This window comes from Paraburkholderia sp. BR10882 (assembly GCF_040948855.1).
In the GTDB taxonomy this organism is placed as follows: Bacteria; Pseudomonadota; Gammaproteobacteria; order Burkholderiales; family Burkholderiaceae; genus Paraburkholderia; species Paraburkholderia nodosa_A.
Map to the genome: position 1 here is coordinate 30,443 of NZ_JBFPKP010000010.1, position 23,569 is coordinate 54,011.

General features: G+C 63.3%; 24 protein-coding genes and 3 pseudogenes. 5 read left to right on the forward strand and 22 right to left on the reverse strand.

What is annotated here, in order from left to right; genetic code table 11:
* Positions 1 to 78: 78 nt before the first annotated feature.
* The 9 genes and pseudogenes from AB3X99_RS24200 to AB3X99_RS24240 all read right to left on the reverse strand — a co-directional run bounded on the left by AB3X99_RS24200 (position 79) and on the right by AB3X99_RS24240 (position 6,022).
* Positions 79 to 2,271 carry an ATP-binding protein gene (locus AB3X99_RS24200; protein ID WP_368618381.1) on the reverse strand — a complete coding sequence of 731 codons (2,193 nt, stop codon included), beginning with the start codon at positions 2,269 to 2,271 and terminating at the stop codon, positions 79 to 81.
* 231 nt (positions 2,272 to 2,502) lie between these two features.
* A complete protein-coding gene (locus AB3X99_RS24205; RefSeq protein ID WP_368618382.1) occupies positions 2,503 to 3,096 on the reverse strand; it encodes a hypothetical protein in 594 nt (197 codons plus the stop codon).
* A gap of 32 nt (positions 3,097 to 3,128) precedes the next feature.
* Positions 3,129 to 3,371, reverse strand: a complete 243-nt coding sequence (locus AB3X99_RS24210; protein WP_069266262.1) for a hypothetical protein — start codon at positions 3,369 to 3,371, stop codon at positions 3,129 to 3,131.
* A gap of 233 nt (positions 3,372 to 3,604) precedes the next feature.
* Entirely contained in the window at positions 3,605 to 3,913 is a 309-nt protein-coding gene (locus tag AB3X99_RS24215) for a hypothetical protein (RefSeq protein WP_256094838.1), read from the reverse strand.
* A 105-nt stretch (positions 3,914 to 4,018) separates the two neighbouring features.
* On the reverse strand, positions 4,019 to 4,300 hold the full coding sequence (locus AB3X99_RS24220) for a DUF6566 family protein (protein WP_069266263.1): 282 nt from the start codon (positions 4,298 to 4,300) through the stop codon (positions 4,019 to 4,021).
* Positions 4,301 to 4,380: 80 nt separating this feature from the next.
* Complete coding sequence (locus tag AB3X99_RS24225; protein ID WP_368618383.1) at positions 4,381 to 4,794, reverse strand: Hsp20/alpha crystallin family protein; 414 nt, start codon at positions 4,792 to 4,794, stop codon at positions 4,381 to 4,383.
* Positions 4,795 to 4,834: 40 nt separating this feature from the next.
* Positions 4,835 to 5,122 (reverse strand): annotated as a pseudogene (locus tag AB3X99_RS24230) (Hsp20/alpha crystallin family protein); the annotation flags it as partial.
* Between the two features lie 36 nt (positions 5,123 to 5,158).
* Entirely contained in the window at positions 5,159 to 5,566 is a 408-nt protein-coding gene (locus AB3X99_RS24235) for an Hsp20/alpha crystallin family protein (protein ID WP_069266266.1), read from the reverse strand.
* Positions 5,567 to 5,581: 15 nt separating this feature from the next.
* Entirely contained in the window at positions 5,582 to 6,022 is a 441-nt protein-coding gene (locus AB3X99_RS24240; RefSeq protein WP_368618384.1) for an Hsp20/alpha crystallin family protein, read from the reverse strand.
* Between the two features lie 246 nt (positions 6,023 to 6,268).
* Between AB3X99_RS24240 and AB3X99_RS24245 the strand changes: the two genes are divergently transcribed.
* Positions 6,269 to 6,652, forward strand: a complete 384-nt coding sequence (locus AB3X99_RS24245; RefSeq protein WP_368618385.1) for a hypothetical protein — start codon at positions 6,269 to 6,271, stop codon at positions 6,650 to 6,652.
* Between the two features lie 193 nt (positions 6,653 to 6,845).
* Here the strand turns inward: AB3X99_RS24245 and AB3X99_RS24250 are convergent, their stop codons facing one another.
* Entirely contained in the window at positions 6,846 to 8,066 is a 1,221-nt protein-coding gene (locus tag AB3X99_RS24250; protein ID WP_368618386.1) for a sensor histidine kinase, read from the reverse strand.
* A gap of 774 nt (positions 8,067 to 8,840) precedes the next feature.
* On the opposite strand from AB3X99_RS24250, the gene AB3X99_RS24255 reads away from it, so the two are divergent.
* Together AB3X99_RS24255 and AB3X99_RS24260 are read left to right on the forward strand one after the other, a co-directional pair.
* Positions 8,841 to 8,981, forward strand: coding sequence for a hypothetical protein (locus AB3X99_RS24255; RefSeq protein WP_368618387.1), 141 nt, complete (start codon positions 8,841 to 8,843; stop codon positions 8,979 to 8,981).
* A gap of 254 nt (positions 8,982 to 9,235) precedes the next feature.
* Positions 9,236 to 9,718 (forward strand): hypothetical protein, encoded by a 483-nt coding sequence (locus AB3X99_RS24260; protein ID WP_368602984.1) that lies wholly within the window; start codon positions 9,236 to 9,238, stop codon positions 9,716 to 9,718.
* 184 nt (positions 9,719 to 9,902) lie between these two features.
* On the opposite strand, the gene AB3X99_RS24265 is transcribed toward AB3X99_RS24260, so the two are convergent.
* The 10 genes from AB3X99_RS24265 to AB3X99_RS24310 form a co-directional block, all read right to left on the reverse strand.
* Positions 9,903 to 10,781 carry an amidohydrolase gene (locus tag AB3X99_RS24265; RefSeq protein ID WP_368618388.1) on the reverse strand — a complete coding sequence of 293 codons (879 nt, stop codon included), beginning with the start codon at positions 10,779 to 10,781 and terminating at the stop codon, positions 9,903 to 9,905.
* A gap of 61 nt (positions 10,782 to 10,842) precedes the next feature.
* Entirely contained in the window at positions 10,843 to 12,171 is a 1,329-nt protein-coding gene (locus AB3X99_RS24270; RefSeq protein ID WP_368618389.1) for an MFS transporter, read from the reverse strand.
* Positions 12,172 to 12,188: 17 nt separating this feature from the next.
* Positions 12,189 to 13,433: an MFS transporter gene (locus AB3X99_RS24275; protein WP_368618390.1), complete on the reverse strand. Its 1,245-nt coding sequence runs from the start codon at positions 13,431 to 13,433 to the stop codon at positions 12,189 to 12,191.
* Entirely contained in the window at positions 13,430 to 14,707 is a 1,278-nt protein-coding gene (locus AB3X99_RS24280) for an MFS transporter (RefSeq protein ID WP_368618391.1), read from the reverse strand. Before AB3X99_RS24280 ends, AB3X99_RS24275 begins: the two co-directional genes overlap by 4 nt.
* Entirely contained in the window at positions 14,708 to 15,751 is a 1,044-nt protein-coding gene (locus tag AB3X99_RS24285) for an amidohydrolase (RefSeq protein WP_368618392.1), read from the reverse strand. It abuts the gene before it with no gap.
* A gap of 11 nt (positions 15,752 to 15,762) precedes the next feature.
* Positions 15,763 to 16,935, reverse strand: coding sequence for a porin (locus tag AB3X99_RS24290; RefSeq protein ID WP_368618393.1), 1,173 nt, complete (start codon positions 16,933 to 16,935; stop codon positions 15,763 to 15,765).
* 74 nt (positions 16,936 to 17,009) lie between these two features.
* Positions 17,010 to 18,386, reverse strand: coding sequence for an MFS transporter (locus tag AB3X99_RS24295; RefSeq protein WP_368602989.1), 1,377 nt, complete (start codon positions 18,384 to 18,386; stop codon positions 17,010 to 17,012).
* A gap of 82 nt (positions 18,387 to 18,468) precedes the next feature.
* A complete protein-coding gene (locus AB3X99_RS24300) occupies positions 18,469 to 19,407 on the reverse strand; it encodes an SMP-30/gluconolactonase/LRE family protein (protein WP_368618394.1) in 939 nt (312 codons plus the stop codon).
* A 19-nt stretch (positions 19,408 to 19,426) separates the two neighbouring features.
* Positions 19,427 to 20,383: a hydroxyacid dehydrogenase gene (locus AB3X99_RS24305; RefSeq protein ID WP_368618395.1), complete on the reverse strand. Its 957-nt coding sequence runs from the start codon at positions 20,381 to 20,383 to the stop codon at positions 19,427 to 19,429.
* A complete protein-coding gene (locus AB3X99_RS24310; RefSeq protein WP_069266278.1) occupies positions 20,383 to 21,084 on the reverse strand; it encodes an RraA family protein in 702 nt (233 codons plus the stop codon). Before AB3X99_RS24310 ends, AB3X99_RS24305 begins: the two co-directional genes overlap by 1 nt.
* Before the next feature lie 195 nt (positions 21,085 to 21,279).
* On the opposite strand from AB3X99_RS24310, the gene AB3X99_RS24315 reads away from it, so the two are divergent.
* Both AB3X99_RS24315 and AB3X99_RS24320 read left to right on the forward strand, forming a co-directional pair.
* The gene (locus AB3X99_RS24315) at positions 21,280 to 22,020 is read left to right on the forward strand and encodes an IclR family transcriptional regulator (RefSeq protein WP_069266279.1); all 741 of its coding nucleotides are present in this window, start codon (positions 21,280 to 21,282) and stop codon (positions 22,018 to 22,020) included.
* A 349-nt stretch (positions 22,021 to 22,369) separates the two neighbouring features.
* Positions 22,370 to 22,609, forward strand: coding sequence for a hypothetical protein (locus tag AB3X99_RS24320; protein WP_368618396.1), 240 nt, complete (start codon positions 22,370 to 22,372; stop codon positions 22,607 to 22,609).
* 25 nt (positions 22,610 to 22,634) lie between these two features.
* Here the strand turns inward: AB3X99_RS24320 and AB3X99_RS24325 are convergent.
* Positions 22,635 to 22,760: pseudogene (locus tag AB3X99_RS24325) on the reverse strand (nitric oxide dioxygenase); the annotation flags it as partial.
* Between the two features lie 45 nt (positions 22,761 to 22,805).
* Positions 22,806 to 23,477: pseudogene (locus AB3X99_RS24330) on the reverse strand (substrate binding domain-containing protein); the annotation flags it as partial.
* Positions 23,478 to 23,569 lie beyond the last annotated feature (92 nt).

A 23,569-nucleotide genomic window follows, 5' to 3' on the forward strand; every position in this document is an offset into this window, starting at 1 on the left:
GGAGGGGCGAGGACCCAGGCTGTGAGGAATGAACGTCGGTGTGCGCGCGAACGAACCGCAATGTTCGGCGAGATGGCATCACTTTCGCTCCCTGCCTGCTGGCGAGGCCAGGATCATATCCAGAAGCAGGGGCGGCTGCAACGGCTTCACGAAGTGGTGATCGAAGCCTGCGGCGCGGCTGCGCGCCCGGTCGCCGTCCTGCCCGTAGCCGGTCAGCGCCACGTACGTGCGCGCCCGCGAGACGAGTAGGGTGCGTAAGCGCCTGCACAGTTCGTAACCGTCCATGCCAGGAAGGCCGATATCGAGCACGACGACGTCAGGATCGATTGACGGCGCGCATTGCAGGGCTGCGACCGGATCATGAAGCGTCTCTACGATATGACCATGGATCCGCAGCCACTCGGCGAGCGCAAGGGCCGCATCTTCATTATCGTCGACCACGAGGACCCGCCGCCCCGCGGCTGCCGTCACAGTCGCCATACCGCCCTTCGCATCGGCAGGCAGCGGTTCGACGTTGCCGCGCGGCAGCTCGACGGTGAATTCGCTGCCGCATCCGGGCCCGTCGCTCGTCGCGCGCACCGAGCCGCCGTGCAGCTCGACGAGATTTTTCACGAGCGCCAGACCGAGCCCCAGTCCGCCTGCACCGCGTCCGTCGGCTGCGTTGCCGCGATAGAACGGCAAGAAGATTTGCGTGAGCGAGTCCGGTGCGATGCCCATGCCGTTATCGCGTACGCGGATCTGGACATGTTGACCGTCGCATGAAGCTCTTACGCTTATCTTGCCCGCCGCATCGGTATAACGTGCCGCGTTCGTAAGCAGATTGCTGATGATTTGCGCGAAGCGCACGGGATCTGCGTCGCAGATCATGTCGCTCCCGATATCGACCTCGAGGGCGTGCCCGCGCAGCTCGAGCAACGGGCTTGCCATTTCTACTGCCTTCGCGATCGCCTCCCGAACATTGACGGCTTCCTTTTTCAGCACCACGTCGCCGCGTGTGATGCGGGAAACATCCATCAGGTCATCGACCAGACGGACGAGGTGGTCCACCTGGCGCTCGACGATCAAATGCTCGCGGGCCACTGCCGTTTCTCCGCGCAGCCGCATCAGCTGCAGCGCGGTGACAATCGGTGCCAGCGGGTTGCGCAGTTCGTGACCCAGCATGGCGAGGAATTCATCCTTGACGCGACCTGCCTGCTCGAGATCAGCGACCAGCGTGGCCCGTTCCGCATGCAGTCGTTCCAGCCGTTCACGCGTACGCACATGCTCCGTAACGTCAACGGCCGTCAGGATCAGGCTGTCGACAGGCTGGCCGCTTTCCGGATGCAGCGGATTGATGTGCACGGTGAACACGCGCCCAGCGCCAGCGGCTCCGTGACGGCGGTGTTCGTCGATGACGACCGCCTCGCCGCGCGCGAACGCGCGCCGCAACGCCTGTACGATCTCATGATCCCCGGGAAACACGTCGGCGTAGCGGCGACCGATGACGTCATCATGACCCGCCAGCGCCGCGTAGGCGAGATTCGCGAGGCGGAAGCAATGATCGGGACCGACGAGCAGTGCGGAGGCGACAGGTGAATTCATCAGCATGCCGTCACGCTGTCGCTCGGCGCGCTGCCGGCGCAGGATTTCCGCCTCCAGGGCGCCCGCTTTTTGCCGCCAGAGCGCAGTGTGCCGGAATGCCTCCGCTGGCGAATCGGCGGTGAAAATGTCGTCTGGCAGCACGCGCGTATGGGCGTCGCAGATGTGCCGGAAAACGCCAGTTTCTTCGCCAGTCGGAAAGAGGCGTTGCGGGTAGGCGCACATCAGCGAGAAGTGGTACCGGGTGCCCAGCGCGTTCCACAGGTGCTCGAGCCGCAGGGCTGCGTCATGCCGGCCCTGCGCGGACAACAGCGCGACCATCTCGCCAAACGCGTGCACGGGTCCGCTGCGTCGCGCAGCGCGGGCGACAATGGCACCGACCGTCGAATCGAACAGACGCTCGTCCGGCCAGCCGTCAACGCTCAGACCTGAGAGCGTCGTCTGCGCATCGAGCATGACGAGTGACGACTCGCGGGCCTCAGGATCGCCGCGGACGCTGCGACCGCTCAGGCGCGCCCGAAGCGCGGCGAGATGCGGCTCCGTTGCAATCAGGATCGCGCTGCCGCCGGCGTCCAGCCCTTCTTCCGCGAAGTCCGCGACGCGCCGGATCAGCGGCGCATCGTCTTCATAGAAGTGCACGCAGTGGTCGGCATGGCCGCCTGATCCTGCCGTCAATACGTCGGTAGTTTTCATCGATGACACCGGAGGTATGGATCGCCTGCGCGCTTGCGCATCGGAGGCCCCGGCCGCCGAAAGACCAAAGCGGTGCGAGCAACGTTATGCCCAGCAAAAATCGTTCCGCTGCATACACTCCAGTTCCGTGCTGATCGGTTTCCAGTGACGCATCAGCCCGATGATTTCGGTGACCGCTATGACATGAAGCGAAGTTCCCGACACGGGATATTTGGCTGTACGACGCCTGTGCTAGTTGCGCTGGAGCGAGCGACGCACTCGCGAATTCATGTCGCGGCCGACTGGCAGCCCAATAGCCGAAAGAAAGTATCGTGCCTGCGGGAAGCCGCTTTCGGGGTAGCGCTCGAAAATTCGGTTGAACGCCTCGACGAGTGGACGGGCACGCACCGGCACAGGGGCGTCAGGCCCCAGCATCAAGGCAGTTTGTCCAAACTTGACCGGTCCAGCCTTGATCAAGGCACGCAGCCCGGAATTCGCGCTGCCGCGCCCGAACAGCTCCATGCCGTATGCGCGGATCATGGCGCGCACGATCGCTTCCGCAGCGGGCGTAAGCGGCGGCATGGCCTCGACCAGGTGCAGATGCGGTGAGCGCACATTCGGCGTGGTGAAACGTCCGATGTCGTCGATGTCGGCTTGCAGACGCTGCACCGGCAGGTCAGCGCTGAAGAGCAGGAGCCGGATGCGTTCATAAAGCGCGTCTTCGTCGTCGGGATCGATGACTGCAATATCTGTCATTCTCTTTTCCTTGATGTGGCTTGTGCCCAAACAGTTCCGGAAGCACGGCGAACCGGACTCGGATCGACCCTCGAATCCGCCGTTGTTCACCGTGCGTCCGGACGGCAGTTGCTGATTGGCGGCTAGGTTCGTCGGACATACCGGTCTGAAACGACCGAGCGCTGCTGGATCCACGCGACGGCAAGCTCCAGCGCTTCATCGCGTGCCTCCTGGGCGTTGGCAAAATCTCCATCGACACCGAGCGTGCGTATTTCGCCCGCCCGGTCGGTGACGACGGCCGCGGCTGCGTAACGGCCACTCCCGGTGGCGGTGACCACCGGCCGGACCTCGCAGCCGTGATACTCGATGACTTTGTCCGTTTGCATATGACATCTCCAGCTGAGCATCATTTCCAAAACATCACCGGACACGCGGAATTCGCGTCCAGTCCGTCAAGCGCAGCACGTGTCATTCCCCGACCTGCACGCTCGGGTGGCCATCGGTTGGACGCCCGACGACGACCTGTATCGCACCGGGGTTACCGGAGAATTTCACGGTAACCTCGCGCCCACACGCGACCGCGGAGATGACAAGCCAGGCGTTGTGATCGCACACCCATTCAGCCTGCATGTCCCGGCAACACGATATCCGCCGGTTGGCTGCCCGGCACGAGGGACGGCTCCGGCCTCTCCCCACTGCCGTTGCCGGCGGTCTTCCGGCTTCGGCGGGCTGCGTCGCCCGGGTGAAGCGCGTCGAGGAACGTTCGGCCCTTCCCGGTCAGGTATGCGCGGCGTGCGCCCTCGGCGCAATGTTCCAGCATGACCAGCTGGCGTTCGAGCAGCGCGTCGAGTTCGGCGCGGTCCATGTCGAGCTGGTCCGGCGCCTGACGAACCAGCATCAGGGTCGCAAATTCGTGTGGACTGAGCATTTTCTTCTCCCGTAAGGCAGGGTCCCGAAAGCAGCGGTCCCCTGCAGAAAAACGAAACGTAGTGCAAGCCGGAAAGGGGCTGCGCTACCATGCAACGCGGCGCGCTCACGCGAGGAATCGCGCCGGCGAACCCGTGTCGTTCAGACAGCCTGCGTTGATGGCGCGTATCGCGTACTCGACCGTCTCCCGATGCGCCTCGTCCACGCTTGCCCAGTGCTGGGCGTAGCGCGGCAGATGCCAGTCCGCGACCATCTGCTCCGCGTGCCGGATGCGGACGACGGCCACGTACGTATCGCGGCCGGCATGAGGCAGCGCATAGTGCCGAACCGGAAACGCGCGGGTCTCGATCACGAAGCCCCTCCAGCATTCGCTGCGTACGTCGTCCATACATACCTCCGCGTGACAGGTCACGCGGCGCGGGCCGCCCGGTCCACGCCGCATGACCGGCCTTGCCCCTGTGCATACGCCTAGCCAACGTTCACCTCAATGCGTCGCGGCTTTGCCTTCTCACGACGAGGAACGGTGAGCTTCAGGACGCCATCGCGCAACTGGGCGTCGATGCGCGAGGCGTCGAAATCGGGGCTAAGCGTGAAGGCGCGCCTGAAGTGCGGGTGGACCACCTCGCCATGCTGCAGGCGCAGTCCTGATGGAACGGGAATCACTGCCTCGGCCTCGATGTTCAGACTGCCGTCCTGCACGCGCACGTCGAGCTTTTCGCGCGGCACACCAGGCAGGTCGGCATATAGCGTGATGCCGCGGCTGTCCTCGAAGATGTCAACCGCAGGTGAGATCCGGGTCAGCTGCTTCGCAGGTTGCGCACCCTCGCGCGAGGCAACGTCAGTGCGCGACTCACGGGTGGCCAGTTCAGTGCTGTCGTTCATGATGTCCTCCGTGCTTTCACGTACCCCATTTGCGCCCGGCTCACTGGACGGCGATGGCGCGTGGCTTCGACGCCTCGGAACGTCCGACGCTCACCGTCAGGCAGCCGTTCACATAGCGCGCAGTGACCTTGTCGGGGTCCGCGTGCTGCGGCAGCTCGATCACGCGCCGGAATGCCCCCATGAAGCGTTCCGTGGCGTAGACGCGGGTCTGATCGTCCGCTTCAGGTCCGGGCGGCTTGCGCTCGCCACTGATCGCAAGCACCCCCTTGTCGATCGAAACGTTGATGGCGGCGGGATCGAGTCCTGGCGCGAACGCGACGATCTCGAGGCCGCCACCCGGTGCTTCGTTGCCCGCGCGCCGACCTCAGCCCGTCCGCACTTCGATTCGTCGCGGGCGCGCCTCGTCGCGGCGCGGAATCGTGAGCTTCAGTACGCCGTCCTTCAGGCTCGCCTCGATCTTCGAGGTATCGAAGTCCGGGGAGAGCGTGAACGTGCGCGCAAAGCGCGGCTCACGAACCTCAGCATGCTGCAGCCGCAGATTTGCCGGTGTCGGCACAACCGCCTCAGCCTCGATGGCGAGATTGCCGTCATGGACTCGCACATCGAGCTTGTCCCGGGTAACACCGGGGAGGTCCGCCCACAACGTGACGCCCTGGGTGTTCTCGTAGATATCGACAGCGGGAGTAATCGTCATCCGCCGTGCGGAGGGCCGGCTTTCGCTGCGCGCGACCGCTGACGGGTCGCGCCTGCTCAGTTCGGTGGTATCGCTCATTTTCAGCTCCCTGGATTACTGGACTGTGATGGCTCGAGGCTTCGAAGATTCGCGCTTGCCGATGGCGATCGACAGGCAACCGTTCTCGTAGCGTGCCTGAACCTTGTCGGGGTCCGCGTTCTCCGGCAGTTCGACGACCCGCCGGAACGCGCCAGTGAAGCGCTCCTGCGCATAAACGCGTGTGTCCTCGCCGGTATCCGGTTGTGCCGGCTTGCGCTCACCGCTGATGGTCAGCAGTCCCTTGTCGATCGATACGTTGAGCTCCGCCGCATTGATGCCCGGTGCAAACGCGACAATCTCGATCGAGTCGTCGGTGGCGCCAATATTGACGGGCGGGAACGTGCCGAAGCGGCTCGCCCGGAGACTGGAGGGGAAAGTACCGAGAAGGCTCGCCATCTGCTGCTGCAGCCGGTCGAACTCGCTGAAGAGGTCGGATCCAGAATAGAGATCGCTCATGATGCAGTTCTCCTTGAACGACGCAAGGAGGCGAACGGGCCTACGCGCTCCAGCTCGCCTGCCAGCGTCTGGCAAACAATCGAAACACGCAGCGCACGGGACGCGGAAACCCGCGCGTCTGCCTGAGCGAATCCTAAGATAGGTACTCTTGCGAGGATTTCAAGGAGCAAAAGCAGCGGTGCACCTTGAAAAAATTTTGCCAGCTCATATCATCGCGGCGGAAACATGTAGCAAGCGGAGGACACGATGGAATTCGATACCGACTGGTTGACCCTGGGCCCGCACCGCGTGCGTCTGCGCTCGACCAAAGGTTTTCCGACGGAAGCAATGCGTAAGGCGGTGGACGTCATCCGGACTGCGGTCGACAACAACATGAGCGCCCGCGCGCGCCTGGTGGATGTGGTCTGCCGGCAGGAAAAAAACTATGAAGTCACGATCGGGACGACCGTCGCCAAGGACAAGGTATGCGCGCCGCAGCTCGAAACGTTTATCGCAGGCGTGCTTGGTCTCCTGCCGGACCAGATCACCCTGATCGTTACCGCAGTCGATCAGTCTGAAGTGGACCTGCACTTCGGCGTGTACGAGCGGATGCTGGCCGAAAAGCTGGGCACCGCACCGCCGATCCAGTGACAGGGCTGCAGACGGGCCGGTGGCAGCCGCCGGAGTGTGCCCCCGGCGCGACAAGGACGTGAGGCGTCGGCCGAAGGCCGTCCTGCGGAGCAGGTCGGGCTGGATCCGCGATATCGACCCCGCCGGGAACACTGACCGAAAGGCGCTCACCCTGCTTACATCCGTTCGGATCACGAGCCGGGCGGGCGCCGCGTCAGCCTTGCGGCTTCAGGTCGACCGGAAAGCGGATTTCGAAGGTCGTGCCTTGACCCTCGCGGGACTCGAAGTGGATCTCGCCCTCGAGTGCGTGGCACAGCTCCCTGACGATCGCCAGACCCAGGCCGGCGCCCGGGATGTCGTCGCTGGCGGCCCGCTCGAACTCCCTGAACACGCGCTCCGTATCTGACGGCGCAATGCCGACACCGGTATCGGCCACGCGCATGAACCACCGGCCGTCACCGCATCTCGCGATGACCAGTTCGATTCCCCCCTCGCGGGTATATTTCGTTGCATTCGACAGCAGGTTCAGCGCAACCTGCTTGAGCTTGATGCGGTTGGACTGCACACGGACCAGTCCGGCCTCAAGCGAGGCGGACAGACGCAGGCCTTTTCCTTCGATCGCTGGACGGGCGTTCGTGACCAGTTCGTCAAACAGCATGGGCAGATCAACCGGCTCGATGCAGATCTGGCTGCTGTCGCCGACGACAACCGAATATTCCACCATTTCGTCGACCAGCTGCTTCATGTCCTCCGCCTGCCGGGTCGCGAGCGCAAGTCCGGCCTCGGCTCGGGACGGAACGCGCGCAATCAGTTGCAGGTCGATCGAAAAGGCGTTCAGAAAGTTGCGCAGGTCGTGCACGAGGCCGCGCGTGACCTGCATGCGCGACCGGTACAGTTCGCCGACCTCGCGTTGCTGCTCACGCAGTTCCTCGTTAGCACGCTCCAGCTGGCTCGTGTATTCGGCGATGGTCCGGTCACGCTCGCCGATGACCTCGCGGATCGATGTCAGGGTGACAAAGCTGAGCGCCTCGTCGATCAGATGCAGGGCGCGGGATTCGTGGTCGCGTGTGAACGTGTCGTCGGACGCCGCGAATGCCCGGACGGCGGCGGCCAGTTCCTGCCGGAACAGCTCCAGTTCACGCACGAGTTCATCAACGCGGTACCCCTGCTGCCAGCGCACGTTCCCGTGCTGCCTCGCATTGCGTTCAATGGCCCGCTCGACTGGTTGGAGATCCTGCTCTTCGAGCGCGATGCAGATGCCGCTCAGGATAGCGGGCAGGTGATCGGCCAGCTGCTCCCACGTCAGCCGGTCGGCTTCGATGAGGTCGGCATCGGCAGCGACGGCCTGCATCCATCTTTCCGTCAGGCGCGCCTGTTCCCGTCGTAGAAATCCGGCGAGGGCCTGCAGGGTAGTTCCCGTTTGAGAATCGGTCATGATCCGTACCAATGCGTGACACCATTTCGAAAGACCTGCGTGGGAGGACACATTATCGTTTCCTCGCACCGTCTATGGACAATGACCAGGATGGCAGCCGGGAACGCAATTTGCTCCGCCTGGCGGAAACAAGTCCACCGACCAGCAGAATACCTTCTATCCTGCCTGTCAACGACCCGCCTGAACTGCCCGACGCCTACTGCCTCATGTTCACCCTCGAACGGGTACGGCGTGCACTGCGCACACAAAGGCGTGGAGGCCCTCAACCATGCCCTGCGCCAGCCACCGATCTGATCATAACGGACCGGACGATGTCGCTGACCGGTGTGTGAGCTGTGCCGCCAGATCCGGGCGCATCCTGCGCTGGCACACATCCGGATTCTGCTTCCTACGGCGATGCCACCTTCGATGCCGGGGCCGCTGCAGTGGAACGACTGTCTTTATCAAGCCGGTCCCGGCTGCGCTCAGGCCCGCCACCGTGAAAAGGTGGTGTCCTCCGTGAGCCACGGGCGGATATCCTGACGCGATCCGTCCGACAGGCAACGCCGGCTTTCAGCGTCCGGTAATCCGGGATGTCGGGTCCAGGTGAGCGGGACCCATCGCGCCACCTTGAAAATTTTCATCAGTGAAACTAACTTATATCCAGCTCTGGCAGTGTGCCCGGTGATGGATCGGTTGCATGCTGCGTGTTTCGATTTGTTTGCCCCGCAGCATGGCAGGCGAACTGGAGCGCGCAAGCCCGTTCTCTTCCTTGCTGCGTCGAAGGAGAATACGATGAGCTGCCTTCATTTCCGCCCGGCTTCGACTACGTTGTTCGGGCACGTCCCCCGTACGATCGTCGCCGTGTCCGGCGTTTTCCAGGCGGTTGCGCAGCGTGCCCGGCGCACGCTGTCGGAGCGCATCGCCGCCGGGTAGCTGACGTTTCACCAGTTCACGTCGAGCCTGTGCCGCCGTTGGCAGGGCGGTTGCCCCGCGGGCACCGTTTGCCACGACGGTATGCCGTCGTTGGCGCCGTGCACCCGGTGCCGTCCCACGAAGCGTTCAGCGCCGCGTTCGGAGCGGTTTTCGCGCGAGCACCGCATGGAGGGTGCGATACCGGTACCCGCGCGAAGGTGAGTGCTTCAATGGAACGGCTGAGAGTCGAGATACGCAACGGACTGGAGATCCGTATGCACACGCTCGTCGTGAGGCACGTACGCACGGCGGCATGCTTCAGGGAAGTGAAAGGAAAACGTGACATGCAGGGGAGCGTCACTGGACGTCAAGAGGCTTGCACCATGAACAGACGATTGTGTGCCTTGGTCCCGGCAATTGTGATTGCCGGGTTATGGTCAGAGAACGCCATGTCAGCCAGCCCGCCGCTGCCGACTTTGCCCCTGCAACACGACATCTGGATCACCGGGACTGTCCAGCGTGGCAGCGGGGAGTATGCGCCGGGTGACTATACGACAATCATGCTGGATCGCCCCTCCACCTCGCCCTGCAACCACAAGGTGGTGTCCGACATCCTTCTTGGAGAGGGGGGCGAACCATCCCCCACGCTCCTGCTGCCGTATCTGAAACAGCGGGTTGCCGTCAGGGGACGCGTATCCTGCCCCGACTCGGGCATTGAATTTACGCCGCAACCAGACGTCGTGTTTCCGGTTTGGTGAGGGCGAGGGGAAGCAGGTATTGGACGCCACGATGCTCCCGCAGATCGCCGACTGCAAATCCGTCCATCAAACCGGGCAATCTCAGTGCGCGATCGACAGAGGAAAGCGCCCAATGTTTCGCGAAAAAGCGTGCGGCGGACGTGGCCGTTCCGCCTCAGTACACCCTCACAACCATTTGTTTCGCTCACTCTGCGCCCACGAATCCATAAAGCCTCTCCGGGTTTTCGACGAAGATCTTCTCCTGCCAGTCCGCTCGTCCTATCCACGAAGCCATGACGTCGACCAGCAAGGCATCGTCCGGCTTGCGCGCTTTTTCCGTAGGATGCGGCCAGTCGGTTCCCCACAGCATCCGGTCGGGCGCCATCGCAATGAAGGCCTTGGCGACCGGCGCCACATCCGCATAGGCGGGAGCGCCGGCTTTTGTGTCCACGTATGGTCCGGAGAGCGTGACCCACGTTTTCCCGTTGTCGACGAGGCGCTGCGCGGCCTTCATTGCCTCCGAGCCAAGGCCGTCCGGTTGCGGGATGTGCGCGATGTGGTCGATGACCAGCGGGCACGGCAAGGCGTTCAGGCGTGGTGCGAGTTCCGGCAGCCTGGCACCCTGGACGACAAGTTCGATGTGCCAGCCCAGCGGCGCGATACGCGCTGCGAGAGGCGCAAGCATGTCGATGGTCGTGGCACCTGGATAGCTCAGGTTGAAGCGGATGGCCCGCACGCCTGCCGTATTCATTTCATCGAGTTGCTCGCGGGTCACCGATGTGTCGACGACGGCTACGCCGCGCGCGTTGCCGTCGAACTGCCGAAGTGCGTCGATGAGACAGCGGTTGTCGGTTCCGTAAGTCGACGGTGTAACGACAACGCTGCGATGAATGCCGAGGCGCTTCTGCAGGTGTCGATACTGCTCGACTGTCGCATTTGGCGGCCGAAGCGAAGTGCCAGGCGCAACGGGGAAGCGGTCGTCGTAGATGTGCATGTGGCAATCAATAGCACCTGCCGGCATTTTGAACGACGGCGGATTGACACCCGTCGACCAGACTTCTTTTTCAGCGCCGAACGCGCGCATGCTGGCCGTAATTCCAGCCGCGCCGATCGCGGCGAGAAACTTTCTGCGAGTGGTCTGCATCTCAGGCGATTTCGACTTTGTTCTTGTGGAGTTGCTTGCCCGAGCCGGGGCGCGTGAGCAACACGAGCGTGATGACGCTGACGAGGGTGAGCGCGCCGAGCGGCATCAGCGCGAGCGCGTAGTTTCCCGTTGCGCCCTTCACCCATCCATAGACGTTGACCATAAGGCCGCCGCCCAACAGGTTGGCGATGGCGTTGATGGTGGCCAGTCCAGCTGCGGCCGTGCTGTTCGAAAGCATGCTGGAGGCCAGTGCCCAGAACGGTCCCTTGAAGGCGTACGCGCCGACGAGAACCGCGCAGAGCATGACGATGGTTGGCCCGAGCGAGCCGCTCAGCGACGTGCCGAAGAGGCCGAGGCCGATCAGCAGCATGGGGATGACAGTGTGCCAGCGTCGCTCCTGGCGGCGGTCGGAGCTACGTCCCCAATAGACCATCAGGACGGAGGAAAGCGCGTACGGAACCGCATTGAAGAGGCCGGTCTGCATGACCGTCAGCCCGAATGACTTCAGCAACTGTGGCTGCCATACCGAGAGCGTGCTCCCCGCACCCGACGCGCATACATCGACGAGCGCGAGGCAGAGGACGTAGCGGTTGCAGAACAGTTTCGCGAGGGGCATCTGAGCGACTTTTTTGGGTTCCCGTTTTTCCTGCGAGAGCGCTGCCGTGAGCCATTCGCGCTCATCATCCTTCAGCCAGGTCGCTTGCGTCGGCTTGTCGGTAAGCAGTTTCAGGCAGATCAAGCCGAGAATGACCGTCGGGATGCCTTCAAGGATGAACAGCCACTGCCACCCGCGAATGCCCGCGAATCCGTCCATATGCAGCAATACGGCGGAAATCGGCGAGCCGATAAAGCTTGCCGCCGGGATGGCGACCATGAAAGTCGCGATGATGCGCGCACGATACTTCGCCGGAATCCAGTACGATAGGTAAAGGAGCACGCCAGGGAAGAAGCCGGCCTCTGCGGCACCGAGGAGAAAGCGCAGCACGTAGAAGCTCGACGGCGAGCGAACCAGCGCGGTGCCGGCGGAAACAAGGCCCCATGTAATCATGATGCGCGCAAGCCACACACGCGCACCAAACTTCTGGAGCGCGAGGTTGCTCGGCACTTCGCAGATGAAATACGAGACAAAAAACAGGCTGCTGCCAAATCCGAATACCTGTGCAGACAGACCGATGTCATTGTTCATCTGCAACGAAGCCATGCCGACGTTGCCTCTATCGATGAATGCGAGCAGGTAACAGAGCATGAGGAAGGGGACGAGACGCAGGACGACTTTCTTGATGGTCCGGGTCTCCACTTCGGTTGCGAAATCAGTGCTGGAAATGTTCATACGCGTCTCCAATGCGTTTATTGTGCGCCTGTGCGGCGTTGCTTGAAATGGTGCAGGGCGGTAATGGCGACGACACTCGATGCGAGCACGATCGCCATCGCCGTGAAAGTCGAACGCACGCCCAACGCTTCGGACACGGTACCGACGAGCAGATAGCCGAACGGCATCGTGCCGTTGTAGGCCATGCCGTACATGCCGACGAGTCCGCCGCGAACGTGGTCCGGGCACCGCTGCTGGATGGTGGCGTTTGTAGAGGTTGCTGAAAACGTGAGGCTGAAGCCGAGCACGCAGAAAGCGGGCACGGAAAGGCTGGCATCGTTGGTGAACGCCAGCGTGAAAAGCGCGGTGACAGCGAGCCACGGTGCGAAAGCGAGCAGCTCCCTGGTTGCACGTGGCCCCCACGCGGACGAGAGCAGAATCGCAGCAGTGAGCGAGCCGCCGCCCGCAGCGGCGAAGAAAATGCCCGTATAGCGCGCCGCGTTATGAAAGGCGTGGTCGGCAAGCAGCGGCACCAGCGTCTGATAGCTCGCAGCGAAAAGGCCCATGCAGGCAAGCGTCGGAAGGTAGCGAGCGGAAAACATATCCGAGAGGACGTAGCCCACGGCATTCCGGAGTCCGCCTCCGTCCGCGCGCGAACGCGCCGAAAGATTGGCGGGGTGGATCGAACGCACGCACATCGCCATCACGCACAACGCGCACCCGTACATCGCGAAAGCCGCCGCCGGCCCCAGCAGCGGATAGACGAACCCGGCGATGCTCGGACCCACCATGCGTCCGACGTTGTAGACCATCGTGTTCATGGCGACCGCGTTGGACGTCAGCAAAGGATTGCGCAGACTGCTGACGAGCAGGAGCTGCCGCGCCGGCGCCTCGATTGCGCTCGAAATGCCAATCGCCAGCGCGAGCAGGAGGATGAGCTTCACGCCGAGTGCGCCAGCCAACCACAGAACGAGCAGGATCGACGTCAGCGTCAATGACGTGGCAAGTACGCAGAGCGTGGCGCGGCGTGCATTCGCGGCGCGGATGCGCGAGCCGGCCACGGGTGCGACGATCAGCTGAGGTCCGTAGAGCAGGAAATTCAGGAGTGCCAATACGGAGGCCTTGCCCGAGAGATGATAGACGAGCAGGTTCAGCGTGATGTTCTGGGTCCAGCTGCCGAGTACGGAAAGCACCTGCCCGCATGCGTAGCGACGCAGCGCGGGCTCCGCGAGCGCCGGGAAGAGCCGGTCGTAAAATGCACTTTGACGTGCCGCCGTATTCATGCGAGCGTCTTCCCACGCGTTTCAGGTGCAAACAGAACGACGACCGCAGCGGCTGCGAAGGCAACAATCGTCGTCGCGAGTCCCTCGACGAAACCACTGGGCGTGGTGGCGAGCGAACCGATGATGAGAGGCGCGATAAAGCCGCCGAGACGCCCGCCGTTGTAGGCGAGGCCCATGAGGAAGCCGCGCGAAGCGGTGTCACCAATCACTTCCGCGAGGAATGGACCGGCGCCCGCGAAGATGCCGTTGACGCCGAACCCCGTGAGAAAGATCGCGCACAGAATCAACAACGGCTCCGCCGAGCCGATGTACACGCCGACCGCCACCGCCCCCACGAGGAGATACGCGATGAACATCGGGCGACGCCCGAGTTTGTCGACCAGCGCCGAGAAAAGCAGGAAGCCTGCGATGGCGCCGAACTGCAGTGCAAGCACGAATTTCAGGCTGTGTGCGAAATCAAAGTGCTTGACCGTGACGAGGAAGGTCGGCGTCCAGGTGAACACGCCCCAGTAGAGGTACTGGAGAAAGAAGATGAAGAAGAAAGCTGTGAGCAAGCCACGGACGTTGAGCTGTGCGCGCGGCGCGTTCCGGCTGGCGGCGGCCCGCTGTGCGGATGCCTTGCGCTCGAGCCAGATCGGAGATTCCGGAGTTTTGCGCGCAACCCAGAAGAGGATGAAGAACGGCGCGGCGCCGATGAGGAACAGCGTGCGCCAGCCCTGACCGCCCAATCCGCCATTCAGTTCGGTCACGATGCCCGCGATGCTGATCGCGATGATCGCGCCAATGGGAAGCCCCATCTGCATGAGCGCGCCGCCCTTGCCGCGCCGGCTCGCGTGCCAGGTCTCCGCCACCAGCGCCGCGCCGGCGGTCCACATGCCGCCCATGCCGAGCGCGCCGCACAGCCGCGTGACGGCGAACCAGTGCTCGTTCGGCACGACTGCGAGCAGGCCCGAAAAGAGGGAATAGATGCCGATGCAGAGCAGCGCGGTGCGCACGCGGCCAATTCGATCCGACACATAGCCAAAGAGGATGCCGCCAATGATCTGACCGGCGGCCGTGATGCTCGTGAACACGGCGAGTTGGCCTTTCGTGAGGCCAAACTGCAAGGCGAGTGTCGGCAGCAGGAGCGAGAGCAGGAAGGAGTCGTAACTCTCGAACGTCCAGCCGAGTCCCGCGAGAGACAGCGCCCGCCACTCAGGCGCAGTCACGGAGCGGATGCCGGCGCGCTTCGTACTCGCGGGCGCCCCGCCGGCGATAGGGGTGTTCACTTTCATTTACTCGTCTCCTGGTACCGGGAGGCCGTATGTCGTTGTAGCGGTGCGGCTGAAAAGCGCCGACCTCTCCGTCATCGATCCGCTGGCGGCGAGTCGCTTGAAAGCGTTCCAAAGGACGGTGTAGCTGAACATGCCCTTGTCGACGGGAAAGTTGCTTTCGAACATGCAGCGCTCGGCGCCAAATAGCTCCATGCAGACGTCGAAGTACGGTTTCCACGCGGCTGCGAGCGTTTCCGAAGCAGGAGGACGCTCGGCCTGGGCGAAGTCGAAGCCGAACACGGGCATTCCGGCGCCGCCGAGCTTGAGCCGTGTGTTCGGCAGGGCGGCGAGACGCCGCAGCGATGCCGACCACGCCGCTCTCGTCTGCGTCGTTTGGCCGGCGTGAATACCGACACCGACCGGGCCGCCGAAGTGGTCGATGACGATGGTGACGTCCGGGGCGAGGCGCGCCAGTTCGAACAACGCGTCGAGCTGGGTGTGATAGACCCAGACATCGAGCGAGAGTCCGTACCGGCCCAGCGTGCGCACGCCGTCGATGAACGCCGCGTTCTGCATGAGATCGCGCGGCGGTGTCACCGGGCTCGAGCGAACCCGTTCGTCCGCGTGCCACGCCAACGGGTTGCGGATGCCGCGCAATCTGCCCCCGGAGACCTCGAGCATCGCCTCGATGACTGCAGCGACGTCATGCCCCAGCGCAAGATCCGCACCGGCGACAATGGCTTCGCAGCAGCGCATCGCGCCATACGTCCCGCTCGCGAACATCGCGGCGACGCCATTGGCGAACTCGACCTCGCCCACGGGCTTCATGGCATCCGGGCCGTTGGTTCGCAGCATCGAGCGGCACTGCACGAACACCGTCGATACAATGCGGTGCCCGGCTGCCATGTCTTGCCGGAACTCGTCGGCGAGATAGCGGCCTGTCTGCCGGTCCCAGAGGTGATGATGCGCATCGACGATGGGAAGCTCCGGCAGCAGCGCATCTTCGCGATGCAACGCGAGCCAGGCGTCGCGAACAGGAAGATGCGGGGCGGGGACGATCTGCATGGTTTTCTTGCTCAGAACTTTTTGCGCATGCCGACCACGAAGCCGGTCTGGTCGTAATTCGCCGCGACCGTGCCGTAGCCGTTCACACCGAGCGCGGAGCCGCCCTTGTTGCGTGCGAACGCAGCGGTGGCATAGATATCGGTGCTCCTGGAGAGCAGATAGTCGGCGCTCAGCACGGACATCCACGGATCGGCGCTGCTGCCGTGCACGTCCTGGTAATAGGCGGCCGCCGTCACGAAGAAGGCGGGCGTGAACGCGTAGTTCGCGCCGGCCCACCAGAGATTGGCCGCACCCGACTGCGAGCCGTTGGCGGCGCCGATCGGATTCGCGGGCAGGAAGGCGCGCGACGCCTGCAGGTAGCGATAGCCCGCGAACGCCTTGAAGCTGCCGACGAGCCAGGTTGCGGCGGCGGTGGCGCGGCGCTCCGTGGCAGTGTTGTTCGCGACCGTGTTGCTGTTGCGCTGCTCGTACGAGAGGCTTGCGGCGAGCGGTCCGCCCGCGTAGGTGAGCGAGCCGCCGAAGTAGCGGCCCGTGAGTTGCGCGCCGGGCACTTCGCTACCGTAGCCGGTGTCGTAGCGCGTGCTGTACATCGCAGCGACACTCACGGGGCCGAAGGCGCCCACGTACTTCGCGGAATTGTCCACGCGGCCCGCCGTCGCGTAGTCGATGGAGAGCGTGGAGTAGCGTGAGGATGCACCCATCGGATCGAACACGACGGCCTGATCGTAGAGCACCGAATTCTGGCGGCCGTAGGTGATCTGCTGGCCATGCCACGTGAGGCCCACCCACGCCTGGCGGCCGAACAGGCGCGAGGTGGTCGCCGCGTTCGCGCCCAGGCCCTTGGTCGACTGCGCGCTCGTGCCGTCGTTGACGTTGAAGCCGTTTTCGAGCGTGAAGATAGCCTTCATGCCGCCGCCGAGATCTTCTACGCCTTTGAGGCCCCAGCGCGAACCTGAGAGATTGCCCGACACTTCGCGCGTGGTCGCGCCGCCGCCTGGCGTGTTGTTGATGTGCTCGATGCCCACATCGACGATGCCATAGAGCGTCACGCTGCTTTGGGCGTGAGCGGCCTGCGGCGCGAGGGCGAATGCCGCCGTTGCTGCCGCGGCCGTTGCCGTCGCCGCGAAAGCTCGCGGCGAAGTGCGCGTGAAGGCGTGCGTCGTGTAGGTCTTGTGTTCCTGCATGGTGTCTCCGGTTGTTGGTTTGAGTGCGTGCGGATTTTGGCGAGAAGCGGACAACGAAAAAGCGAAAAAATGATTCAGGCGTTCGGCTCCTCTCCCACGCCCGCGCCGGGGTCGCCAAGCCATGCGATCGTCAGCGCGCCGAGCAGCAGCACGGCGGCCACGGCGAGTAGCGGCACGGTGAAGCCGCCGGACATATCCTTGATGGCGCCGATCATCGACGGTCCGACGAAGCCGCCGAGATTGCCGATCGAAACGATCAGCGCGATGCCGCCCGCGGCGGCGCGGCCGGTGAGGAAGCCGGAGGGAATCGCCCAGTAGGTCGCCTGAAACGCCAGGATGCCGCTCACGGTCACGCACAGCGCGACGAGCTTGAGGAGCGGCGTGTCGAGCATCGCGCTGATCGCGAGCGCGGCGGCCGCGATGACGAGCGCACCGGCCACGTAGGGAATGCGATGTGCGGCACGGTTCGCGAGGCGTGCCCACCAGAGCATCACGACGGCGCCGAGCGCATAGGGAATGGCTGCGAGCCAGCCCACCGTTGCGTGGCCGACGCCGAACTGCTTGATGATCTGCGGCATCCACAGGCCCACGCCGATCGAACCGACAATGCCGCAGAAGTTGATCAAGGCGAGCACGAACACGCGCCAGTTCGTCATGGCGTCGCGCAGGCTGGAGCCGTGTTTGCCGGCGATACTGCGCTGTTCGAGCGCGAGGCGATGCGCGAGCACGTCCTTTTCCTCGCGGCTCAGCCAGCGGGCCTTTTCGGGGCGGTCTGCGAGGATGAAGAGGCAAGCGATACCGAGCGCAATCGCGGGCAGCCCCTCCATGAGCAGCAACCATTGCCAGCTGCGCAACCCGTGCAGGCCGCCGAGCTGGAGCAGCGCGCCGGATACGGGCGAGCCGATCATGTTCGCAACGGGAATGCCGACGAGAAAGGCCGCTGTGACTTTCGCGCGCCACTTGCCCGGGAACCATTGCGTGAAATACAGGTAGATGCCCGGCGTGAAGCCGGCTTCGGCGATGCCGAGCAGAAAGCGCGCGGCGGCGAAGCTTTTCGGCCCGACAACGAAGGCCGTCGCCATCGAGATCAAGCCCCACGTGATCATGATGCGCGCGATCCAGATACGCGCGCCCACTTTCTGCATGATCAGATTGCTCGGAATCTCGAAGAGGAAATAGCCGATGAAGAAGAGCCCCGCACCCACGCCGAATTGCTGCGCGGTCAGGCCGAGATCCTTGTTCATCGTCAGCGCCGCGAACCCGACATTGGTGCGGTCCAGATAGCTGATCACATAGCACGCGAAAATGAACGGCAGAATGCGCCGGAACGCGCGCGCAAGCGTGCGCTCGCTTTCAGCGTGCTGTGCGGCCGACATCGACGCATAAGTCGATTCGGCATCCTTATTGTCCGTAGACGAAACCGCCTCGCGGAGGGATTGGGAGATCTGCATGTGCGCTCCTCAGTTGCTCTTTGCTCGATGCAACTTGCTGTCTCGAAGCCGGCTGGCGTTTGCGCGCTGCCGGCAATTTTCTTCAGGTCGCCTGGTTTGGCGTTTTTGCCTGTTTGGGAAGGGGCCCGGCGATGTCCAGCTCGGCCTTCAGCACGGTGCCGGAGACAGATTCGGTCATGAAAAGTGTCTTCATATCCGGGCCGCCGAAGCACAGGTTCGTCAGCGAAGCGCCCGCAGGGCTGGTCAAGATCAGTTCGGGCTCTGCGAGGTGATTCAGCACCCACGCGCGACCCAGCCCCGGATTGGCGACGAAGAGCCTTCCCGCGCTATCGATGGTCAGGCCGTCCGGGCCGCTCGGGCCATACGACGTGAAGAACTGGCCGACCTTGCTCACCGAGCCATCGGCCTGAAGCGGCGCGCGCCATACGCAGTTGCCGCGGGTCATCGCCACGTAGAGCACCTTTTCGTCGGGCGAAAGCACGAGTCCGTTCGGGCTCGGGCAGTTGCCGAGCAGCATGTCCAGCCTGCCCTCGGGCGTGAGCCGGTAGACGCGCCCGGTCGGGTCGTGCAGGCCCGTCTGGCCCTGGTCCGTGAAATACAGGTTGCCCTTCGAGTCGAACGTGAGGTCGTTGACGCCGCGAAAGCGTTCCGTGTTGCGCCGCTCGAGATATGGCGTGACTTCGCCGCGTTCGATATCCAGCAGCATCAGGCCGTTGCGGTAATCTGTGATGAGCAGGTGGCCGTCATCGACGAGCTTCATGCCGTTCGGCTCGCCGTCGTATTCGACGACGAGCTCCCACTTGCCGTCGGCGGAGATACGGAACACGCGGCCGTGCGGGATGTCGGTCACATAGAGATGGGCGGACGGGCTCCAGACCGGACCTTCAAGGAATGAGTCGGTCGGCTGCCCGCCGCGATTCGCTCTGGACCAATCCGTTTGCACGCCTGCTTTGCGCAAGTGCTCCGGCATGCGGGTGAACACGTCCGCCTGGCGGACTTCCGGCTGCTTGAGATAGAACATTTCGAACCTGCGTTTTCGATCAGGACTGCAAAGCGCTGCGCGTATGCTCTTCGAATACGGCGATCACATTCGCCGCCGCACCCTTACCCATGTTCACGTACGCTGCGTCGCTGACGCCGCCGATATGCGGCGACAGAATGACGTTCGCGATGCCCTGGAACACATGGGGCGAGGGCATCGGTTCGACATCGAAACTGTCGAGGCCGGCCGCGAGCAGCTTGCCGCTCGAGAGCGCCTCGGCGAGCGCGGCTTCGTCGATCAAGCCGCCACGCGCCGTGTTGACCAGAATCGCGCCCGCCTTGAACTTGCCGAGTGCTTGCGCATTGATCATCTTGCGGTTCTCGTCGGTTAGCGGGCAGTGCAGCGATACGATGTCGGAAGAGGAGAAGAGTTTGTCGAGGCTGACGAGCGCAACGCCGGCGGGAGCTTCCTTCGCGTACGGGTCGAACGCGAGCACACGCATGTCGAATGCCGTTGCGGCTGCCGCTACACGCCGCCCGATTGCGCCAAGCCCGACGAGGCCGATGGTGCGACCAGCAAGTTCGAGAGACTTGTGCGTGGACTTGTCCCAGTGGCCCGCACGCATGCGCCCGTCGAGCTGCGGCACCGAGTTCGCGCAGGCGAGAATGAGCGCCCAGGTGTGTTCGGCAACCGCCGCCGCGTTGGCTCCAACGGCGGCGCGCACGGCGATCCCTCGTTCAGCGGCTGCGGTCTGGTCGATGACGTCGATGCCGCTCCCGTGTTTGGAGATGACCCGCAGGTTGCCACCGCAGGCGTCCATGACGCGCGCGTTGATCTTCCCGTAGCGGACGATGATGGCAGCGGGCTTGTGCAAGGCACAGAGCGCAACCAGGTCGCCCTCTGTCGGTTGACGGCCCGCGAATACGACCTCGAAGTCGCCCAGCATCTCGAGCGCTTCCGCTGCGAGATCGGCGCCGGTGACGATAAGGGCCGGCTTTTGCGTCGAAGCGTTCATTACAGGACCTCGCCTTCGGCGAGCATGCCCGCTGCGCGCAGTTCCTTGTCGAGCCACGCCGGGCGCAGCGCCTCGCGCTTGCGGATGGCGGCGATACGCGCGGTTTCCGCGTCGACCTTCTGTTGCGCCAGTACGAGAATGCGCTCGACGTCCTCGCGCGGAATCACGACGACGCCATCGGCATCGCCGACGATGAGATCGCCGGGGTTGATCGTCGCGCCGCCCGCGGAAATCTGGAAATTGACGCGGCCTGCCACGCTTTTGGTCGGGCCGCACGGGTTGAGGCCAGCGGCGAACACGGGAAAGCCGTTCTTCGCCAGTTCGGCAGAGTCGCGCACCGCGGCGTCGAGGACGAGGCCGCCGAGGCCGCTTTCGTGGGCCTGTGTCGTCATGATTTCGCCGATGAGCGCGCACGACAGGTCGCCCTTGCCGTCAACGACAATCACGTCGCCCGGCTTGGCGATGGCGAGCGCGGCGTGAATGGCAAGGTTGTCGCCCTGACGAACCTCCACTGTGACCGCGGGGCCCGCGACCTTCATGCCGGGAGCGACCGGCTTGACGCGGCCATGCAGCGTGCCGCGACGTCCCGCGACGTCGGCGAGAATGGCAGCCTGGAATTGCGACGCGGCTTTGACGAGTTCGGGCGAGACGCGCGTGATGTCGCGAACGATGGCGGGCGTGATGCTGGGAGATGCGCTCATGGTAATCAACCTCTTCGATTGCGTTGCACGTGGTACAACACTGTTGTACAAAGTGAAATCACTATAACGGTGCGTAAGGCGCACCTGCCATCCTCGTTTACCCTCCGCGATGTACAACACAGTTGTACATGGTAAAACATCAGGGCAGAATGTTGTACGATGTACAATCGAGCAACAGAAACTGGAGAGGGGACGATGGGAAACGAAGGGGTGCAGTCTGTCGAGAAGGCGCTTTCGCTACTCGACATCTTCAAGCCGGGTGCCGAGTCGCTGTCGCTCGCGGCGCTGTCGCAAGCATCGGGCATGCATAAGACGACTGTTTATCGCCTGATGAATTCGCTAGAGCGCATGAACTACGTGATCCGCTCGGACAGCGGCTCGTATTCGCTGGGGCCGCGCGTGCTGTATCTCGGCAAGCTCTATGAGCAGTCGTTCCATCTTTCGTCGGTGGTCGAGCCGGCACTTCATGCGCTCGCGACGTCGACGAAGGAGAGTGCGTCGTACTACGTCATCGATCACTCGCAGCGCCTTTGCCTGTTCCGCGCGGAGCCATCCGAAGGTCTGCGCGAAACGCGGCTGCCCGGCACCGTGTTCGCGCTCGACGATACGGCGATCGGTCAGGTCTTGAGATTCTGGGGGCTCGGCGAAGCGATATTCGACACGACGCCTGAGCTGCCGCTTTTCACGTCGGGGGCGCGCGATCTCCATACGGCTGCATTCGCGGCACCCATCTTCGGGTCCGGCGACAAGTTCATGGCTGCGCTCACGCTCTCCGGACCGGCGTCGCGGCTCGACGCCGCGCGTACGTCGGGCGACATCGCGACAGTGATGCTGCGCGCCGCATCGGAACTGTCGAGGAAGCTCGGTGCAAGCGTTGGACTGTGCGAGCGGATGTACGGCGGCCTCGCTCCGGGGAGGGAGGCCGCCGCTGCTTGAGCGTGGCGTTGCGCTTCCGACTGGAGCTTCTGCTGAGGCTCGTGTGTCAAAGTTTCTTTGGTGAAAATCGTACCCGGCTATGCACCGCGGGGGGGAACGTCGGGGCGACGCGAGGGTACATTCCTACGGTTTAGATAGGAATACGTATCTTATCGTATCGATGCATTGCTCATCGAGTCTTTAAGAGGACCGCAAAGCCGGCGATCGACATGAAAGCTACTCATCCAACGGCGTATGCTGCGCCCGAAAGATGTGTCCTCGTCTTTGTGAAAACGATGGCTGACCCAGGCCGGGAAAGAATAGGGATGCGCATCACGGCGTGCTCGCAACACCGCCAGGAGGAGGACTCATGGAACCGCAGCAACCCCCAACGACCCCCGCACCGCAACAGCAGCAGGAGTTCGACTTCTATATCAATCTCGCCAAGCCGACGCTAGGACTTTATGTGCGCAAAGGCATGGGTTTGCCCGATCTTGCCGACCCAAAAGAGTGGCAGTTTTCCGGTCACATCTGGCAAAGCGAGCTCGATGCTGAAACGCTGAAGAACTTGGAGGCGAACGGGCATGCGTTCCAGGAACTCGGGGGATGAGCAGACGGCATTCCTCGCAGTAGGCCAGCAGGCACGAAACAAACCCCGGCGGAATTGTTCCGCCTCCGCCTTCGCATTTGACCGAAATTCGGTAGCGCTTTCCATTGGGCATATCCGAAAGGCTGTACTGGTGAATCTGCCGGAGCCCGAGTGAGAACCACAAAGCGAACTCGCTGTATCCCGGCATGGATCATGCCTAGCCGGCGCGGTATGGTTCGCGCTCAGGGCAGTCGTTCACGGTCAGTGTGCGGAGCAGATCGGGCACGCACTGTTTCATGATCTCGGCGACCGTATGCACGCGCGTGGGAATCGGTCTTTGCGCCCGAATCAGCAGATGCAGTTCCTGGGGCGGGACACAATACTGAGGCAATAGCGGCACGAGTTCTCCGCTGGCGAGCGCGTCGACACACGCAAAGGTCTCGACGACTCCGATCCCCATCCCGTTCCTGATCATCTGATACATCGCCCTCCAGTGGTTCGTCGTAATGGTGGTACGGATCGCGACGTTATCGCGCTTTGCGAACTCGTCGGAAAGCGGTAGGTGATCGGTGCCGAACATCGACTTGATGCGGATGAACGCGTGCCCGGTCAGGTCGGAGGGTTCCCCTATCGGCGCATGCCCGGCGAGACAATCCGGCGAGGCGACAAGAGTTCGTTCCACATGACCCAGACGGAACGCATGGAATGTACCGTCACCCACCGGACCCTGGCGAAACGAGATGTCGATCCCTTCGGTATAGAGTTCGACGACCCTGTCATTTAACGCGAGGTCAATGTCCAGTTGCGGATAGGCTTCGTGCACGAATCCCAGCGCGGAGGGCAGCAGCACTTCGCCGAAACAATGGGGAGCACCAATACGAATGGTTCCCGTGGGGGTCTGTCCATCGCCCGATGTCGTTCAATACCGTAGAAAAATTTGAGAATGGGCGCCGGAGGTTAAAGAATTAACGGTTTAACCAC

Excerpts from the sequence above, each read along its gene's own strand:
- AB3X99_RS24200 (WP_368618381.1), bottom strand. The coding sequence starts at position 2,271 with ATGAAAACTACCGACGTATTGACGGCAGGATCAGGCGGCCATGCCGAC.
- AB3X99_RS24210 (WP_069266262.1), bottom strand. The coding sequence starts at position 3,371 with ATGCAAACGGACAAAGTCATCGAGTATCACGGCTGCGAGGTCCGGCCG.
- AB3X99_RS24215 (WP_256094838.1), bottom strand. The coding sequence starts at position 3,913 with ATGCTCAGTCCACACGAATTTGCGACCCTGATGCTGGTTCGTCAGGCG.
- AB3X99_RS24220 (WP_069266263.1), bottom strand. The coding sequence starts at position 4,300 with ATGGACGACGTACGCAGCGAATGCTGGAGGGGCTTCGTGATCGAGACC.
- AB3X99_RS24225 (WP_368618383.1), bottom strand. The coding sequence starts at position 4,794 with ATGAACGACAGCACTGAACTGGCCACCCGTGAGTCGCGCACTGACGTT.
- AB3X99_RS24235 (WP_069266266.1), bottom strand. The coding sequence starts at position 5,566 with ATGAGCGATACCACCGAACTGAGCAGGCGCGACCCGTCAGCGGTCGCG.
- AB3X99_RS24240 (WP_368618384.1), bottom strand. The coding sequence starts at position 6,022 with ATGAGCGATCTCTATTCTGGATCCGACCTCTTCAGCGAGTTCGACCGG.
- AB3X99_RS24245 (WP_368618385.1), top strand. The coding sequence starts at position 6,269 with ATGGAATTCGATACCGACTGGTTGACCCTGGGCCCGCACCGCGTGCGT.
- AB3X99_RS24250 (WP_368618386.1), bottom strand. The coding sequence starts at position 8,066 with ATGACCGATTCTCAAACGGGAACTACCCTGCAGGCCCTCGCCGGATTT.
- AB3X99_RS24255 (WP_368618387.1), top strand. The coding sequence starts at position 8,841 with ATGAGCTGCCTTCATTTCCGCCCGGCTTCGACTACGTTGTTCGGGCAC.
- AB3X99_RS24260 (WP_368602984.1), top strand. The coding sequence starts at position 9,236 with ATGCACACGCTCGTCGTGAGGCACGTACGCACGGCGGCATGCTTCAGG.
- AB3X99_RS24265 (WP_368618388.1), bottom strand. The coding sequence starts at position 10,781 with ATGCGCGCGTTCGGCGCTGAAAAAGAAGTCTGGTCGACGGGTGTCAAT.
- AB3X99_RS24270 (WP_368618389.1), bottom strand. The coding sequence starts at position 12,171 with ATGAACATTTCCAGCACTGATTTCGCAACCGAAGTGGAGACCCGGACC.
- AB3X99_RS24275 (WP_368618390.1), bottom strand. The coding sequence starts at position 13,433 with ATGAATACGGCGGCACGTCAAAGTGCATTTTACGACCGGCTCTTCCCG.
- AB3X99_RS24280 (WP_368618391.1), bottom strand. The coding sequence starts at position 14,707 with ATGAAAGTGAACACCCCTATCGCCGGCGGGGCGCCCGCGAGTACGAAG.
- AB3X99_RS24285 (WP_368618392.1), bottom strand. The coding sequence starts at position 15,751 with ATGCAGATCGTCCCCGCCCCGCATCTTCCTGTTCGCGACGCCTGGCTC.
- AB3X99_RS24290 (WP_368618393.1), bottom strand. The coding sequence starts at position 16,935 with ATGCAGGAACACAAGACCTACACGACGCACGCCTTCACGCGCACTTCG.
- AB3X99_RS24295 (WP_368602989.1), bottom strand. The coding sequence starts at position 18,386 with ATGCAGATCTCCCAATCCCTCCGCGAGGCGGTTTCGTCTACGGACAAT.
- AB3X99_RS24300 (WP_368618394.1), bottom strand. The coding sequence starts at position 19,407 with ATGTTCTATCTCAAGCAGCCGGAAGTCCGCCAGGCGGACGTGTTCACC.
- AB3X99_RS24305 (WP_368618395.1), bottom strand. The coding sequence starts at position 20,383 with ATGAACGCTTCGACGCAAAAGCCGGCCCTTATCGTCACCGGCGCCGAT.
- AB3X99_RS24310 (WP_069266278.1), bottom strand. The coding sequence starts at position 21,084 with ATGAGCGCATCTCCCAGCATCACGCCCGCCATCGTTCGCGACATCACG.
- AB3X99_RS24315 (WP_069266279.1), top strand. The coding sequence starts at position 21,280 with ATGGGAAACGAAGGGGTGCAGTCTGTCGAGAAGGCGCTTTCGCTACTC.
- AB3X99_RS24320 (WP_368618396.1), top strand. The coding sequence starts at position 22,370 with ATGGAACCGCAGCAACCCCCAACGACCCCCGCACCGCAACAGCAGCAG.